Source organism: Flavobacterium sp. (assembly GCF_039595935.1).
Classification (GTDB): Bacteria; Bacteroidota; Bacteroidia; order Flavobacteriales; family Flavobacteriaceae; genus Flavobacterium.
Genome location: NZ_JBCNKR010000006.1, coordinates 209,273 through 226,306, shown reverse-complemented (window position 1 = coordinate 226,306; position 17,034 = coordinate 209,273). Strand labels below are relative to the sequence as shown.

13 protein-coding genes are annotated in these 17,034 nt (G+C 33.8%); 8 read left to right on the top strand and 5 right to left on the bottom strand.

The genetic code is table 11. The features are described from left to right. Nucleotides 1-59: 59 nt before the first annotated feature. From ABDW27_RS10755 to ABDW27_RS10745, 3 genes are all read right to left on the bottom strand, one after another. Nucleotides 60-416, bottom strand: coding sequence for a four helix bundle protein (locus ABDW27_RS10755; protein ID WP_343695892.1), 357 nt, complete (start codon nucleotides 414-416; stop codon nucleotides 60-62). A gap of 58 nt (nucleotides 417-474) precedes the next feature. After that, nucleotides 475-1,338: a DUF58 domain-containing protein gene (locus ABDW27_RS10750; protein WP_343695891.1), complete on the bottom strand. Its 864-nt coding sequence runs from the start codon at nucleotides 1,336-1,338 to the stop codon at nucleotides 475-477. A gap of 79 nt (nucleotides 1,339-1,417) precedes the next feature. Beyond that, nucleotides 1,418-2,422, bottom strand: a complete 1,005-nt coding sequence (locus tag ABDW27_RS10745) for a MoxR family ATPase (RefSeq protein ID WP_343695890.1) — start codon at nucleotides 2,420-2,422, stop codon at nucleotides 1,418-1,420. A 212-nt stretch (nucleotides 2,423-2,634) separates the two neighbouring features. On the opposite strand from ABDW27_RS10745, the gene ABDW27_RS10740 reads away from it, so the two are divergent. The 3 genes from ABDW27_RS10740 to ABDW27_RS10730 all read left to right on the top strand — a co-directional run bounded on the left by ABDW27_RS10740 (nucleotide 2,635) and on the right by ABDW27_RS10730 (nucleotide 5,650). Beyond that, on the top strand, nucleotides 2,635-3,507 hold the full coding sequence (locus tag ABDW27_RS10740; RefSeq protein ID WP_343695889.1) for an aldo/keto reductase: 873 nt from the start codon (nucleotides 2,635-2,637) through the stop codon (nucleotides 3,505-3,507). Nucleotides 3,508-3,647: 140 nt separating this feature from the next. Then, nucleotides 3,648-4,400, top strand: a complete 753-nt coding sequence (locus ABDW27_RS10735) for an SDR family NAD(P)-dependent oxidoreductase (protein ID WP_343695888.1) — start codon at nucleotides 3,648-3,650, stop codon at nucleotides 4,398-4,400. A 104-nt stretch (nucleotides 4,401-4,504) separates the two neighbouring features. Then, entirely contained in the window at nucleotides 4,505-5,650 is a 1,146-nt protein-coding gene (locus ABDW27_RS10730; RefSeq protein ID WP_343695887.1) for an ATP-binding protein, read from the top strand. Nucleotides 5,651-5,695: 45 nt separating this feature from the next. Here ABDW27_RS10730 and ABDW27_RS10725 read toward each other — a convergent pair whose 3' ends face one another. Further along, entirely contained in the window at nucleotides 5,696-6,436 is a 741-nt protein-coding gene (locus ABDW27_RS10725) for a DUF4163 domain-containing protein (protein WP_343695886.1), read from the bottom strand. A gap of 104 nt (nucleotides 6,437-6,540) precedes the next feature. Here ABDW27_RS10725 and ABDW27_RS10720 point away from each other — a divergent pair, with 104 nt between their 5' ends. Beyond that, on the top strand, nucleotides 6,541-7,683 hold the full coding sequence (locus tag ABDW27_RS10720; protein WP_343695885.1) for a cystathionine gamma-synthase: 1,143 nt from the start codon (nucleotides 6,541-6,543) through the stop codon (nucleotides 7,681-7,683). Nucleotides 7,684-7,831: 148 nt separating this feature from the next. On the opposite strand, the gene ABDW27_RS10715 is transcribed toward ABDW27_RS10720, so the two are convergent. Beyond that, nucleotides 7,832-8,626: a glutamate dehydrogenase gene (locus tag ABDW27_RS10715; RefSeq protein ID WP_343695884.1), complete on the bottom strand. Its 795-nt coding sequence runs from the start codon at nucleotides 8,624-8,626 to the stop codon at nucleotides 7,832-7,834. 323 nt (nucleotides 8,627-8,949) lie between these two features. On the opposite strand from ABDW27_RS10715, the gene gdhA reads away from it, so the two are divergent. The 4 genes from gdhA (at nucleotide 8,950) to ileS (ending at nucleotide 17,032) form a co-directional block, all read left to right on the top strand. Then, a complete protein-coding gene (gene gdhA / locus ABDW27_RS10710) occupies nucleotides 8,950-10,293 on the top strand; it encodes an NADP-specific glutamate dehydrogenase (RefSeq protein ID WP_343695883.1) in 1,344 nt (447 codons plus the stop codon). Between the two features lie 127 nt (nucleotides 10,294-10,420). Continuing rightward, entirely contained in the window at nucleotides 10,421-12,703 is a 2,283-nt protein-coding gene (locus ABDW27_RS10705) for a T9SS type A sorting domain-containing protein (protein ID WP_343695882.1), read from the top strand. An 83-nt stretch (nucleotides 12,704-12,786) separates the two neighbouring features. Beyond that, complete coding sequence (gene recO / locus ABDW27_RS10700; protein ID WP_343695881.1) at nucleotides 12,787-13,500, top strand: DNA repair protein RecO; 714 nt, start codon at nucleotides 12,787-12,789, stop codon at nucleotides 13,498-13,500. Nucleotides 13,501-13,630: 130 nt separating this feature from the next. Next, nucleotides 13,631-17,032: an isoleucine--tRNA ligase gene (gene ileS / locus ABDW27_RS10695; protein WP_343695880.1), complete on the top strand. Its 3,402-nt coding sequence runs from the start codon at nucleotides 13,631-13,633 to the stop codon at nucleotides 17,030-17,032. The last annotated feature ends 2 nt before the right edge of the window (nucleotides 17,033-17,034 follow it).

Below are 17,034 nucleotides of genomic sequence, written 5' to 3'. Positions count from 1 at the left end.
AGATTAACGATTTTTGATTTCAGATTTTTTGCGAAACTTAAATGTTAATCTTTGTTCTTTTATGAATTATTTTTTGATGTTTTAATACTTGAAACAAAAATCGAGATTAATTGATTAGCTTCTGTTTTTGCTCGTATTAAACTTTCATGATCTGTTGAAAGATTTGCTTTTTCAATTATTTTTAAACAAACAAATGTTTCTCTTAATTCTTTCAGGCAAATTCCCATTTTATGGATAAAATCTTTTTTACTTTCTGCACTTTGTGCTTCACCATAATTTAAAGCTGGTGAAGTACTGGAACGAGTTATTTGTCCTAATAAATGATTTCCTGCATAGTTTTTCTCAAGTGTAATTGTTAATGATATTATACTCGCAGCAAAATCAATTAATCTATTTTCTAATTCTTGTTTGGTCATTCCTTAATTCTTCCTTCTAATCATAAATCAAAAATCGTTAATCAAAAATCTTAAATCTTTATCTTGATTTGAAATAGCCTAATAATTTAGTAACATAATTTTCGTCGACTCTTGTATGTACAATGCCGGCACCGGATTTTCGGAATGTATCTTTGAAATAATTTACTCGTTCCTGATAATGTTTTTCGTAATTCATTCGCACCGTTTTCGACCCGGTATCCACTAAATGTGTTTTACCAGTTTCGGCATCAAGCATAGTTACCATTCCTAAATTCGGAATTTTTTCTTCGCGAATATCATATACACGAACACCTGTAAGGTCATGTTTTTTTGAAGCAATTTTTAAATTATGCTCGTAGTTTTCAGACATGAAATCTGAAATCATAAAAACAATTGCTTTCTTTTTTTGAGTGCCTGATAAAAACTTTAAAGCTTCAGAAACATCTGTTTTATTGCTTTTAGGTTCAAATTCGATTAGTTCACGAATGATTCTCAAAACATGTGATCTTCCTTTTTTTGGCGGAATATATAATTCAACATTATCAGAGAATAAAATCAGACCAATTTTGTCATTATTTTGTGTAGCCGAAAAAGCCATCGTTGCCGCAATTTCGGTTACGATGTCTTTTTTAAACTGACTTTTTGAACCAAAACCTTCAGAACCCGAAATATCAACCATTAAAACCATGGTTAATTCGCGTTCCTCTTCAAAAACTTTTACGTGGGCTTCATTATAGCGTGCGGTTACATTCCAATCGATGTTACGAATATCATCTCCGTATTGGTATTGACGCACCTCGCTAAACGTCATTCCTCGTCCTTTAAATGAAGAGTGGTATTCACCAGAAAAGATATGATTGCTCAGTCTTTTGGTTTTGATTTCTATTTTCCGTACTTTTTTTAAAAGCTCTTTTGTATCCATTTTTTGTTTGGTTTATGGTTTATGGTTGTTGGTTGATGGCGTATGAACCATCAACAAAAAACTATCAACCATCAACTTTTTAAGGTACTTCAATCTCGTTTACGATTTTGTTGATAATGTCTACAGAAGTAATATTTTCGGCTTCGGCCTCGTATGTTATTCCAATTCTGTGACGTAATACATCATGCACAACAGCACGAACATCTTCTGGAATTACATAACCACGACGTTTAATGAAAGCATAACATTTTGCAGCATTTGCTAAGTTAATACTTCCACGTGGAGAAGCTCCAAAACTGATGAGTGGTTTTAAATCGGCTAATTTGTATTTTTCTGGGTAACGTGTAGCAAAAATGATATCAAGGATATATTTTTCGATTTTTTCGTCCATGTAAACTTCACGAACAGCTTCCTGCGCACGTAAAATCTGATCTACAGAAACTACCGGATTTACTTTTTCGAAACTTCCTTTTAAGTTCTGACGAATTACAAAACGCTCTTCGTCAATTTTTGGATAATCAATAACAGTTTTTAGCATAAAACGGTCAACCTGTGCTTCAGGAAGTGCATAAGTTCCTTCTTGTTCTACAGGATTTTGTGTTGCCAAAACTAAAAACGGACGGTCTAATTTGAATGTTGAATCTCCAATCGTAACTTGTTTTTCCTGCATCGCCTCAAGTAAAGCAGACTGCACTTTTGCAGGCGCACGGTTAATCTCATCGGCAAGTACGAAATTGGCAAAAATAGGTCCTTTTTTAATAGAGAATTCGTTTGCTTTAATGTTGTAAATCATGGTTCCGATAACATCGGCAGGAAGTAAGTCCGGCGTAAACTGAATACGGCTGAAAGAACCCTGAACCGCTTGAGACAAAGTATTAATCGCCAAAGTTTTTGCTAAACCCGGAACACCTTCAAGTAAAATATGTCCCTGACCTAAAAGACCAATTAATAGACGCTCGACCATGTGTTTCTGGCCCACAATAACTTTGTTCATTTCCATTGTAAGAAGGTCTATAAAAGCACTTTCTCTCTCAATTTTTTCATTTATCGCTCTAATGTCTAAAGTTGTTGTATTTTCTTCCATATAAATATTTTTAAAACCTTGATTTTTACGCCTAATTTTTGAGAGTGCAAATTGAATATTTTTTGAGAAGTAAGATGTTAAAGAATGGTTAAAACTTCGACCAAACAGCTAATTTTAAGGACGAATTGTGAATCTATTTTTATATTTTTAAGAACTTTGGTGATTATGTTTTATAAAAGCATATTTATTAGCAAAAATAACTCAAGATAACCATGAGCAAAACAGTATTATCGCCTATTATTTCGGGCACTATGAATTGGGGAATTTGGGATAAAAACCTTACACCAAAAGAAATGGAGAACATGATACAGATCTGTATCGAAAACAAAATCACAACTTTTGACCACGCCGATATTTACGGTGATTATACCACCGAAGCCGATTTTGGTAAGGCATTTAAAGCGAGTAAAATTTCGCGCGAAAAATTACAATTAATTACCAAGTGCGGTATTCAGTTAGTAACGCCAAACCGTAATAATACAATTAAACATTACGACTATTCTAAAGACTATATAATCTGGTCTGTTGAAGAATCTTTAAAGAAACTGAAAACCGATTATGTAGATGTATTTTTACTGCACAGACCAAGTCCGTTGATGCAGGCAGATGAAATTGCAGAAGCCGTTGAAAAATTAAAAGCAGAAGGAAAAATTATTGATTTCGGTCTTTCGAATTTTACAAGTTCTCAAACTGAATTAATTAGACAAAAAACAGAAGTAAGTTATAATCAGGTACAATTCTCAGCAACTCATTTTGAACCAATGGTTGACGGAAGTTTAGATTATATGCAGACAAACGGAATCCGTCCGTTATCATGGAATCCGCTTGGAACTGTTTTTAGAGAAGATACGAAAAAAACGCGTCGTTTGAAAAAGTTGTTTTCGACTTTACTTGAAAAATATCATTTAGGTGCAGATACACTTTTATTGGCATGGATTTTAAAACATCCGGCAAACGTTATTCCAATTGCAGGAACGGTTAACGTTGCCAGAATTCAGTCTTTAGTAAAAGCTGTTGAACTAGAAATGGAAAAAGAAGACTGGTTTGCCATCTGGACAGAAAGTATGGGTGACGACGTTGCTTAAAGAAGTTTTCAGTCTCAGTTTTCAGTAATCAGTTAACGGGACTATTTTCAAGTTTGCCTTTTTATAGAAAATATTTTGCCACAGATTAAAAAATCATTGAAATCATTTTAATCTGTGGCAAAAAAATAAAAAAAAATATAATGAAAAAAACAGTTTTAATTACCGGGGCAACAAGCGGAATTGGAAAAGCAACCGCTCAGATTCTGGCAAAAAACAATTATAAAGTTATTCTTTGCGGAAGACGTAAAGAACGTTTAGAAGAATTAGAAAAAGAACTTTCTGTTTTTACAGAAGTGCATTCACTTTCTTTTGATGTTCGTGATAAAAATGATGTTTTGGAAAAAATTGGCGCTTTACCAGCTCAATTTTCAGATGTAGATGTTTTAATCAATAATGCAGGAAATGCACATGGTTTAGATCCAATTCAAACTGGAGATTTGGATGATTGGGATGCGATGATCGATATAAATGTAAAAGGACTTTTATATGTTTCAAAAGCGGTAATTCCGAAAATGACAGCAAAAAACTCAGGACATATAATCAATATTGGCTCAACCGCTGCAAAAGAAGTATATCCAAACGGAAATGTATATTGCGGAACGAAACATGCTGTTGATGCCATTACGGCAGGAATGCGAATCGATTTAAATCCATTCGGAATTAGAGTTGGAGCCATTCATCCCGGAATGGTTGAAACAGAATTCAGTGAAGTGCGTTTTAAAGGGGATGTAGAAAGAGCTTCAAATGTGTATAAAGGATTTGATCCGCTTCAGGCAGAAGATATTGCAGATATAATTCATTTTGTGGTTTCAAGACCATATCATGTAAATATTGCTGATTTGGTCGTGATGAGTACCGCGCAGGCATCTTCGACGATTGTAAAAAGAGACTAACTTAGATTTTTTTAGACTAACTTAGACTTCTTAGATTTGAAGTTTATTATAAGTTGAAATCTAAGAAGTCTAAAATCTAAGCTAGTCTAATAATCTAAAAAAGAATGATTAATAAACGCCTTTTAATAAAAAACCTATTAGCTCACAATGACGAGAGCAGTTTTTATGATAAAAAAAGGCAGTTGAACCTTCATTCAAGAGAAGGTAAAGCCAAGTTTTTAAAACACATTTGTGCGTTATCCAACTCAAATCCGGCGAATAATTCCTATATCGTTGTTGGAGTAGAAGATCAGGATAACGAAATTGTCGGTGATGATTTCTTCGATGACAGCCGAATTCAAAATCTGGTTAATGCCTTTTTAGAAAACCCTCCTAAAATTCAGTACGAGAACGTACCATTTCCCAATCTTCCAAAAGATAAAGTAGTCGGATTAGTAACGATAAAACCCAAAAGTCAGATTTCATATTTTAAAAAAGGAATTCATACCATAATTGCCAATAGTGTTTTCATGCGCAGGGGCAGTAATTCAATTCCTTTGGAAGCACATGAAGAAGTCGAAAAAAACAATCAAAATACAGAAACGGTAATTGGGATTGAAAATAATTCCCGAAACAGTATTCAATATACTCTCGACGGCGTAATCGATTTTATGAATTTCAGGCACAAAGACATGTCGCCGAAATATTATGTTTTTAAGGAATTATTTGTGATTTGCTGGGCTGGAGTTCCAAAAAAATCCCGTGACAAAACCTTTCTGTCTCGTGTAGATATTGAGTTAATTAACGAACAGGTAAAACTTTTTTATTCGGCTCAGGATGTTGTGACTATTTTTTATGATGATAATAGTTTTACAATTACAGAATATGTTCCGTTAGGATTAAATGATAAAACGAGTTATTATCCGCTTGAAGAGCAAACGATTCATTTTTTTGATAACGGATATTATAAAATTGATCGTCAAATTCTTTTTCAGCCTCCGGAATTCAATAAGCGAATGTTGTTTCATATCTACAATTCAAACATTGCCATACTTCAAAAATTGCAAAAAGAAATTTCACTTTCTGATCGTGAATTAAAAGATTTAGGAAATCTGCCTTCGACTTTTATGATTTGTTATTTGAATGGTTTCGATGATGCCAAACAAAAATTGATTGATGCTAAATTACTTTTAAAACCCTTTCCAAACGTTTATTTGTCGTTTAAAGAAGCTTTGCGCGTTTTGAGAAAAATGAAATATGATGTTCAGTGAAAGAGCTTCTAAGTTGCTGAGACGCTAAGGTTCTGAGGTTTTCTATTAAAATCTTAAATATTTACTCACTTTATCATACGGAAATACTATTTCTTTTGGTCCATCGGCATAAGATGCGGCTTCATAAGAGTTGTAATATAAAAGTAAACCTTCTGAAGTGTAAAAAATATTTTGCGGCAGCTGAAAAGTATCGTTTTCAAACATTAATCCCGTTGCATTTATATTTGCCTTTTCGGGAATGTGATATTTGAGTCTGAATTCTTTTTCGGCGAAAGCCTTAAATTCTTTTTCGTTCTTGAATAATTGATTGTTTAAAATAGTTTTACCGGTTTCTTTATTAAATAATAAAGATCGAAAACCCTGGTAACCATGCGCGCCGCCGGTAAAGGTGTAATGATCTATTTTGATATTTATGATTTTTTCAGATTGAAATTCTATATCGCCTTTGATTTTTCCTTCCCAGCCAAAAGTGTCATGTGGGAATTTTTTATGCATTTCTTCATATGAGGAAATAAAAGATTTAGACAACGATTTGTAATCATTGACTTTGGCTGAATCTTCTCCAAAATAAACAATCTCTTTTATAACATTAAAAACTCTTTTATTGATGCTGTCGGCGACAATTTTTTTATTTTTTGCAATTGGGATTTCTATTGTAATTTTAGGGCAATCATTTTTGCATGGTATAGTGGACTCTTCTTCAAATGTTTCATTCTCAAATGAAAGCTCTTTTTTGCAACTTGTAAAAATCAAACACAAAAAGATTATAAATATGTAATTTTTCATATCAAAAAGTGTTAATTATCTACAAAGGTAAGAAGTTGTATCAGGATAAAATAAATTAAACGGTAAATTTGTACGACAATTATAGACTTAAAATTTATAACCATATGAAATTCAATACAAAAGTAATACATGGTGGTCAGCATCATGATCCAAGTACCGGAGCGGTAATGCCTCCGGTATATCAAACGTCAACTTTTATTCAGACAAGCCCTGGGAAACCTTTGGCGGATTATGAATACAGTCGTGCTTCAAATCCAACCCGTACCGCTTTAGAAGAAGCTTTGGCAAGTATTGAAAATGGTACCCGCGGATTGGCTTTTTCTTCTGGTTTAGCAGCGACGGATTGTATCTTAAGATCGTTTAAAGCAGGAGACGAAGTTATTGCAATGGACGATTTATACGGAGGAACATATCGTATGTTTTCGAGAATTTATAAAGATTCCGGAATTAAGTTTCATTTTGTTGACATGACAGATCTTGCAAAATTGAAATCGTTAATTAATGAAAACACAAAATTGGTTTGGGTAGAAACGCCAACAAACCCATTAATGAAATTGGCAGATATTGCCGAGGTTGCAAAAATCACTAAAGAACATAAAATCTGGTTTGCTGTAGATAATACTTTTGCAACGCCATATTTGCAAAAACCACTTGATTTAGGCGCAGATATTGTTATGCATTCGGCAACAAAATATTTAGGCGGACATTCTGATGTTATTGCCGGAGCTTTAATTGTAAAAGACGCAGCTTTAGGAGAACAATTACATTTTCAACAATTTGCAACTGGTGCAACTTTAGGGCCAATGGATAGTTTCTTGGTTTTAAGAGGAATTAAAACTTTGGCACTAAGAGTTCAGAGACATTGTGAAAATGGTGAAAAAGTAGTAGAGTATTTAAGTAAACATCCAAAAATTAATGCGGTTTATTATCCGGGATTAGAAAATCATCCGTTTCACGAAATTGCAAAGAAACAGATGAAAGCTTTTGGGGGAATGGTTTCTTTTACATTCAAATCGGGTAAAAAAGAAGATTCTATTGCGTTTTTAGAAAAATTAAAAGTATTTACTCTGGCAGAATCTTTAGGAGGTGTAGAATCGCTTGCAAATCATCCGGCTTTAATGACTCATGCCTCAATTCCTGCAGATAAAAGAGCAGAAGTAGGTATTACAGATGATTTAGTTAGATTAAGTGTTGGTATTGAAGATGCAGAAGATTTAATCGCAGATTTAGAACAAGCTTTATCTTAAAAAGATAAATTCCAAAACAATAAATCCCAAATTCCAATTCTTTTGGAGTTTGGGATTGTTTTTTTGATTTGTATTTAAAGAAAAATCCCAAATTCCACAGTTTTTAAAATTGGAATTTGGGATTTTTGTTATTTGAGTTTTAAATATCTTAGAATTCTAGGTAGTAAATATATCCAACATTAAACCAAACCTGCCAGTCGTTAGATTTGTTTTCCGGATAATAATCCTTGTTTGGGTTTAAACCATCTAACCAGTCTGTGCTGTATGCCTGAAAACGAGTTTCGAACATTACGTCGCTCATTTGAGTTAATTTAAGATGAAATCCAACACCTGCAGTGGCTGCTATAGCAACTCCATTTTCGCTAGAAAACCCATATTGATGTCCATCAGATGGAGTTAAATATTTTGGGAAAGTTGTTGATGGAAGTCCTAATTCACCCATAGCCGAAGTAACTTTCGTAGAATAATAAGTAGCAAGGAATCCCACACTAAAATACGGGCTAAAACCACCAGCAGTATTTTCGAAATCATGAATTTTCATGAAAGGAGAAAATTCTAACTGCGCTCCTAAATTTAATAAAGTAGATTTTCCACTCATTGCCTTTAGCTGTGAAACGGCCAGTTGGTTTTTAGCTGTTTCTATATAGCCACCAAAATGGTTAAGGGTTGTCGTATTAAAAGATAATTCTGATCTAACTTTGAAATGTTCTGTAAAGAAACTTTCTCTGTTGTTATTTGCAGAAAAGTTAATGAAGTGAACAATCCCGACACCAAATCCGGTGTTTCCGATGTTTGTATCAAAATTATGTCTTTCTCCAAAATCGGACTGAAAAGTTACAGGACCGAAAATTATTCCTACTTCTTGTGCAAGATCTGACTGAGCGATGGCAGTTGTCGAGATGCCAAATAAGGCGAAAATCGTGAAATATAGGTATTTAAACATTTCTTAGGGCTTTCAAAATATTGGCAAATATATAAAAAACATACTCTAAACAAAATATTAAATAGTTGTATTAAAAAATTAATAACAAAACACTTAATTTTCTGACTTTAACTGTGATGAATTGCTGTAAATTCGGAGGTGTAAAATCGTAATCTTATTTTTGTTTAAAAATTACACAATTCTTTTTGAAAAACGAAAAAAAATAACAAATCATCGTTAAATTGCCATATCTTTGTATGTCTTAACGAAAACGTTTTCTTAAAACGTATTTTCTTATGTAACAGATTAAGTTTAAAACTATTATTTGAATAATTTATTTTAAAATGGAACAAAAAATAAATGAATTTATGGCTCTTGTTGAGTCAAAAAATCCAAACGAGCCAGAATTTCTTCAGGCTGTTAGAGAATTTGCAGAAACAGTAATTCCGTTTATCGCGGAAAGAAAAAAATATGATGGAAAAAATTTACTTCTTAGAATCGCAGAGCCGGAAAGATCTGTAATCTTTAGAGTTCCATGGGTTGATGATAAAGGAGAAATCATTGTAAACAGAGGTTTTAGAATTCAAATGAACTCAGCAATTGGGCCATACAAAGGAGGAATCAGATTTCATCACACTGTAAACCTATCAGTTTTAAAATTCTTAGCTTTTGAACAGGTTTTCAAAAATAGTTTAACAACACTTCCAATGGGTGGAGGTAAAGGAGGTTCTGATTTTGACCCGGAAGGAAAATCTGATGGTGAAATCATGCGTTTCTGCCAATCATTTATGACTGAATTATGCCGTCATATTGGTCCGGACTTAGACGTTCCTGCCGGAGATATTGGAGTTGGTGCAAGAGAAATTGGTTATTTATTTGGTCAATACAAAAGAATCAGAAATGAATTTACTGGAGTTTTAACCGGTAAAGGTTTGGCTTACGGAGGTTCATTAATCAGGCCAGAAGCTACTGGTTATGGAGTAGTTTATTTTACAGATCAAATGCTTCGTACTATCGGGCATGAAATTAAAGGAAAACGTGTTGCAATTTCAGGTTTCGGAAACGTAGCTTGGGGAGTAGCGTTGAAAGTAAATGAATTAGGAGGAAAAGTAGTTACTCTTTCTGGTCCTGACGGATATATTTACGATGAAGAAGGAATTTCCGGAGAAAAAATTGACCACATGCTTGAAATGAGAGCAACTGGTGATAACAGAGCAGAAAGATATTTAGAAAAATATCCAAATGCTGTATTCCATAAAGGAAAAAGCCCTTGGGAAGTAAAAGTTGATATTGCTATTCCATGTGCTACTCAAAATGAATTGAACGGAGAAGATGCTAAAAAACTTATCGATAATGGCGTTTTATGTGTAACTGAAGCGGCTAATATGCCTTCTACTTTAGATGCAATTAAACTTTTCTTAGATAATAAAGTATTATTTGCTCCTGGAAAAGCGGCTAATGCTGGTGGTGTTGCGGCTTCTGGATTAGAAATGACTCAAAACTCTATTCGTTTAAACTGGACAAGCGAAGAAGTAGATTTAAGACTAAAAGATATCATGGTTGGAATTCACAACCAATGTAAAAAATACGGTGCCGAAGAAGACGGATATGTTAACTACGTAAAAGGAGCTAACATTGCCGGATTTGTTAAAGTTGCCGATGCTATGCTTGCTCAGGGTGTAGTTTAAGATTAATTACAATTGAAAAATGCTCTCATTTATCCTGCGATAAATCGAGAGCATTTTTTATTTAATAGCAGAACAAAAATCAAATACTTTCGTTTGTAGTATATTTGTCTATCTGATATTTGTAAAAATGATAAGAAAGTTTCTTTGCGTTTTATTTTTATTGCTGGTTCAATTGGGCTTTTCGCAAAGTCAATTGTCATGGCAGGGCTATTTTTCATTTAATGAAATAAAAGATATTTCAGAATCTTCTACAACCGTATTTGCAGCCTCAGAAAATGCTTTGTTTTCTAAAAATGCGGTTACAAATGCTGTAAAAACCACTACGACTGTCGATGGACTTTCTGGTCAGACGATTTCGGCAGTATATTACAGTGAAGCTTTCAAAAAAACAATCGTAGGTTATGAGAACGGATTGTTAATCGTAATAAATGAAACTGACGGCAGTATTATAAAGAAAGTAGACATTATAAACAAACAACTATCCGCAAGTATCAAAAAAATCAACCATTTTATGGAACATAATGGATTACTATATGTTTCTTGTGATTTTGGAATTGTACAGTTTAACTTAACAACATCGCAATTTGGAGATACTTATTTTATTGGTGATAATGGTGCCGAAATAAGTGTAAAACAAACTGCTTTTTTTAATGGATTTATTTTTGCAGCAACTTCTACAGGCATTAGAAGAGCAGACAGTACAAATCCGAATTTAATTGATTTCAGCCAATGGGCTCTGGTAAATTCTGGAGACTGGTCAAGTGTTGCAGCTTTAGATACTGAACTAATAGCAATAAATTCGACAGGAAATATCCATAGATACAACTCAAATAATTTTGTTAGTTTTCTACAGCTTTCATCTGCAGCTGTCGATATGAGAGCAGTAAATCATAATCTGTTTATTACCACTGCAAGTTCTGTTTATGTTTATAATAGCCAAATGACATTGAATCGAACTATTGTAAATACACAGCTTCCGGATATTAATTTGAATTTTTCCTGTGCCACAGCAGTTGGAGATTTAATTTACATCGGAACCAAAGAAAATGGTTTGTTTTCATCTACTCTTTCCGCAGTTGGAAGTTTTGAAAATATAACTCCCGAAGGTCCTTCCCGAAATAATATTTTTTCAATCGATGTTTCGTCTAATTTAATTTGGGCAGTTTATGGAGATTACGATACTTATTATAATCCTTATAACTTAGATAGCTATGGTATAAGTAAGTTTAATAACTCAAAATGGTTAAATATTCTATACTCAGAAGTTTACGATGCAAAGTCAATAACACGTATAATTATTAATCCGAGTAACGAAAAACAGGTTTATGCCAGTTCATTTTTCTCCGGATTGCTGCGAATTGAAGATGATGTTCCGAATTTTTTATACAATCAAACCAATAGTGGTTTAGAAAGTTTGACATATGAAGGGCCAACTTATATTGATGTTCGTATCAACGGAACTGCGTTTGATAAAAGTGGAAATCTTTGGGTAACCAACAGCAGAATTAAAAACGGATTAAAAGTTTTAAAAAAAGACGGACAGTGGCTGAGTTATGCCACAAGTACAATTTTAAATAATGCTGAGGCGACTAGTTATGGAAATATTGTTATTGATAAAAATAATGTAAAATGGATTTCTACCAACAGCGATGGTGTAATTGCTTTTAGCGAAAGCGGAAATGTATTTAAAAAAATAACCACAGGATCTGATACAGGAAATTTACCAGTTACTGATGTAAGATCTGTTGCACTTGATACAAAAAATCAGCTTTGGATAGGAACCACAAAAGGATTGAGAGTTTTATCTAATGTTGGTAATTTTCAAACCGATAATCAGTTAAAAGCAAATCCGATTATTATAACAGAAGATAATCTGGCTCAGGAATTAATGTACGAGCAGTTTATTACCTCAATCGTAGTTGACGGAGCCAATAATAAATGGATTGGTACTGCAGATTCTGGTGTTTTTATGGTTTCGCCAAATGGTCAGGAAACCAAATATCATTTTACAATCAATAATTCGCCACTGCCAAGTAATACTATCAATGATATCAAAATTAACAGTACAACGGGAGAAGTCTTCTTAGTGACTAACAAAGGAATGATTTCTTTTAAAGGAATTGCAACCGGAGCAAATGAAGATTTAAATAATGCATATGTTTATCCAAATCCCGTAAGGCCAAACTATTCCGGAACTGTAAAAGTTGCCGGTTTAATCGATAAAGCTAATATTAAAATTACAGATATTGAAGGAAATTTAGTTTTCGAAACCACTTCAGAAGGCGGAACCATCGAATGGGACACAACCGCTTTTGGAAAATATAAAGTTGCATCTGGTGTGTATATGATTTTTATTTCTGCTCAGGATGGAGGCGAAACAAAAGTTAAGAAAGTGATGATTATTCGTTAGTCTTCAAGTCGAAAGTCAAAGGTCTAAAGTCAAAAGTGAAAAAATCTAAGATGTCTAACGTCTAAGAAGTCTAATAATCTAAAATGCTCGTCAAAACAAAAGCCATAGTAATTTCTTCTTTAAAATTTCAGGAAAAAAGTTTGATTGTAAAATGTTTTACACTTTCAAACGGACTGAAATCCTATTTTGTGCGCGATGCTTTTTCCAGTAGAAAAGCAAGCCAGAAGATTGCTTATTTTCAGCCTTTGTCAATTTTAGAAATCGAAGCCATTCATAAAAACAAAGGAACTCTGGAGAACTTCAAAGAAATAAAAAACGGAATTCCTTTTCAAACCATTCATGCAGATATTGTGAAAAGTACGATGGTAATGTTTCTTTCAGAAATATTGCATTATTCAATTCAGGAAGAAGAAAAAAACGAATCGCTTTTTTTGTTTTTAGAAACAGCATTAACCTGGTTGGATACTCACGATGAAATTTCGAATTTCCATTTAATTCTGCTTTTGGAAATCACAAAATATTTAGGTTTTTATCCCGATATTTCAGAAATCGATCTGCCTCATTTTGAATTGAATGATGGTATTTTTACATTTTTTAATAAAGGAAATGTGCTTACGGAACACGAAACAAATTTGTTCAAAAAACTAATTGATTTAAAATTTGATAACGATCAAAAAATCTTTCATGTTTTAGAAAGACAAATACTGCTAAAAATCCTAATTGACTATTATAGTTTTCATTTGGAAGGATTCAAAAAACCAAAATCATTAGAGATTTTAAAAGAAGTTTTCTCTTAAATCAGCCAAAAGACCAATAATTGTTGCGGAATCTACCTGAAATTTCTTCAAATCGGTCTTTTTTCCTTCATCTTTTATCTATTTTCCTCAAAATTCCTTACTTTCGCACCTCGTTTAAGAAAAGGATAAAATGAGTACAAAATTTACTGAATACAAAGGACTTGACTTACCAACTGTAGCGTCTGAAGTTCTTGATTTTTGGAAGAAAGAAAATATATTTGAAAAGAGTGTAACTACTCGCGAAGGTGCTGAGCCTTTCGTATTTTTTGAAGGTCCGCCTTCAGCAAACGGATTACCGGGAATTCACCACGTAATGGCGCGTGCGATTAAAGATATTTTTTGCAGATATAAAACTCAAAAAGGTTTTCAAGTAAAAAGAAAAGCCGGTTGGGATACTCACGGTCTGCCTGTAGAATTAGGTACCGAAAAAGAATTAGGAATTACAAAAGAAGATATTGGCAAGACAATTTCGATCGAAGAATATAACGAAGCGTGTAAAAAAACCGTAATGCGTTATACGGACGTGTGGAATGATTTGACCGAAAAAATGGGATATTGGGTAGATATGGATGATCCATATGTAACTTATAAACCAAAATATATGGAATCTGTTTGGTGGCTTTTGAAACAAATCTACGATAAAGGTTTGTTGTACAAAGGATACACAATTCAGCCATATTCTCCAAAAGCAGGAACAGGGTTGTCTTCTCACGAAGTAAATCAGCCTGGAGCTTACCGTGATGTAACTGATACTACAATTGTGGCGCAGTTTAAAACACTTCCAGAAACTTTGCCTTCATTCTTGCAAGGATTTGGAGATATCCACATTTTAGCTTGGACGACAACTCCTTGGACGCTTCCGTCAAATACAGCTTTGACAGTTGGTCCAAAAATCGATTATGTTTTAGTTAAAACTTTCAATCAATATACTTTTGAGCCAATCAATGTGATTTTGGCTAAAAACTTAGTTGGAAAACAATTCGGAAAAGGATATTTTGTAAGTGAAGATGACGCTGATTTTGACAATGTGAAAAATGGCGACAAAAAATTGCCATACAAAATCTTAACCGAAGCAAAAGGAGCAGATTTAGTAGAAATCCGTTACGAACAATTATTGCCTTACGTATTGCCGTACCAAAATGCTGAAAATGCATTTAGAGTAATTTCGGGAGATTTCGTTACAACAGAAGACGGAACAGGAATTGTGCATACAGCTCCGACTTTTGGTGCTGATGATGCTAAAGTAGCAAAAGAAGCAAAACCAGAAGTGCCGCCAATGTTAGTTCTTGACGAAAACGGAACTGCAGTGCCTTTAGTAGATTTACAAGGAAAATTTACTTCTCATGTAGGTGATTTGGCTGGTAAATACGTGAAAAACGAATATTACGATGCGGGACAAGCTCCAGAGAAATCTGTAGATGTGGAAATCGCTATTCGTCTTAAAGAAGAAAACAAAGCATTTAAAGTTGAAAAATACGTGCACAGTTATCCACACAGCTGGAGAACAGATGAGCCGTTATTATACTATCCTCTAGATTCATGGTTCATCAAAGTAACCGATGTAAAAGATAGAATGTTCGACCTGAACGAAACTATCAATTGGAAACCTAAATCTACTGGTGAAGGACGTTTTGGAAATTGGCTTAAAAATGCTAATGATTGGAACTTATCTCGTTCTAGATATTGGGGTATTCCATTGCCAATTTGGAGAACAGAAGATAAAACGGAAGAAGTTATTATCGGTTCTGTTGAAGAATTGTACAATGCGATTGAGAAATCGATCGAAGCAGGTTTCCAAAAAGAAAATCCGTTTAAAGGATTTGAAATCGGAAATATGGCTGAGTCAAATTATGATTTAATCGATTTGCATAAAAACGTTGTTGATGCTATCACTTTAGTTTCAGCTTCTGGAAAACCTATGAAGCGCGAAAGTGATCTAATAGACGTTTGGTTCGATTCTGGAGCAATGCCTTATGCACAATGGCATTATCCTTTTGAAAACAAAGACAAAATTGATGGAAACAAAGATTTTCCTGCAAATTTCATTGCTGAGGGAGTAGATCAAACTCGTGGATGGTTTTATACATTGCACGCAATCGGAACTTTGGTTTTTGATAAAGTAGCGTATAAAAACGTAGTTTCAAACGGTTTGGTTTTAGATAAAAATGGAATTAAAATGTCTAAGAGTAAAGGAAATACGATAGACCCGTTTAAAACCATTGAAGAATACGGTCCTGATGCCACACGTTGGTACATGATTATGAATGCAAATCCGTGGGATAACTTGAAGTTTGACCTTGAAGGAATTGCTGAGGTTCGCCGTAAATTCTTCGGAACTTTATACAACACTTATTCTTTCTTTTCGTTATATGCTAACATCGACGGATTTAAATATGCTGAAGCAGAAATTCCATTAAACGAAAGACCAGAAATCGATCAATGGATTATTTCTGAGTTGAATACTTTAGTGAAATTTGTTGACGAATGTTATGAAGATTACGAGCCAACAAAAGCGACAAGAGCTATTTCTGAATTCGTTCAGGAAAACTTAAGTAACTGGTACGTTCGTTTATGCCGTCGTCGTTTCTGGAAAGGTGAATATGCAAAAGATAAAATTGCAGCGTATCAAACGCTTTATACTTGTTTATTAACGATAAGCAAATTAAGCGCTCCGGTTGCTCCATTTTTTATGGATAAATTGTACCGCGATTTGACTGCTTCGACGGGAACCGAGGATTTTGCTAGTGTTCACTTGGCAGAATTCCCAAAATTTGTCGAAAACTTTGTTAATAAAACGTTAGAGAGCAAAATGCAGAAGGCGCAAACTATCTCTTCTTTGGTTTTATCACTTAGAAAAAAGGAAATGATCAAAGTACGTCAACCTTTGCAAAAGGTAATGATTCCGGTACTTGACGAGAATCAGAGAGCTGAAATTGAAGCGATTTCTGACCTTGTAAAAGCCGAAGTAAACGTGAAAGAAATCGAACTTTTAGACGATGCTTCTGGTATTTTGGTTAAACAGATTAAACCTAATTTTAAAGCTCTTGGACCACGTTTTGGAAAAGACATGGGCTTGATTTCTAAGGAGATACAAGGTTTTTCTGCAGATCAGATCAACCAGTTAGACAAGCAAGGGACGCTAGATATTGTTATTTCTGGAAATAATGTAACTTTATCATTAGAAGACGTCGAAATAACATCTCAGGATATTGAAGGATGGCTGGTTGCAAATTCAAACGGAATTACTGTTGCGCTTGACATTACAATTTCTGAGGAATTAAAAAATGAAGGTATCGCGAGAGAATTGGTAAACAGAATCCAGAATATCCGTAAAGATTCAGGATTTGAAGTTACAGATAAGATTAAAGTACAAATAAAAAGAGACGGTATATTAGAAAATGCCGTATTAAAAAACGAAGAGTATATTAAGTCTGAAACATTAACAGACGATTTGGTTTTTGTAGACGCTTTAGAAAACGGCACAGAAATTGAGTTTGATGATATTAAAACAATGATATTAATTTCAAAATAAGT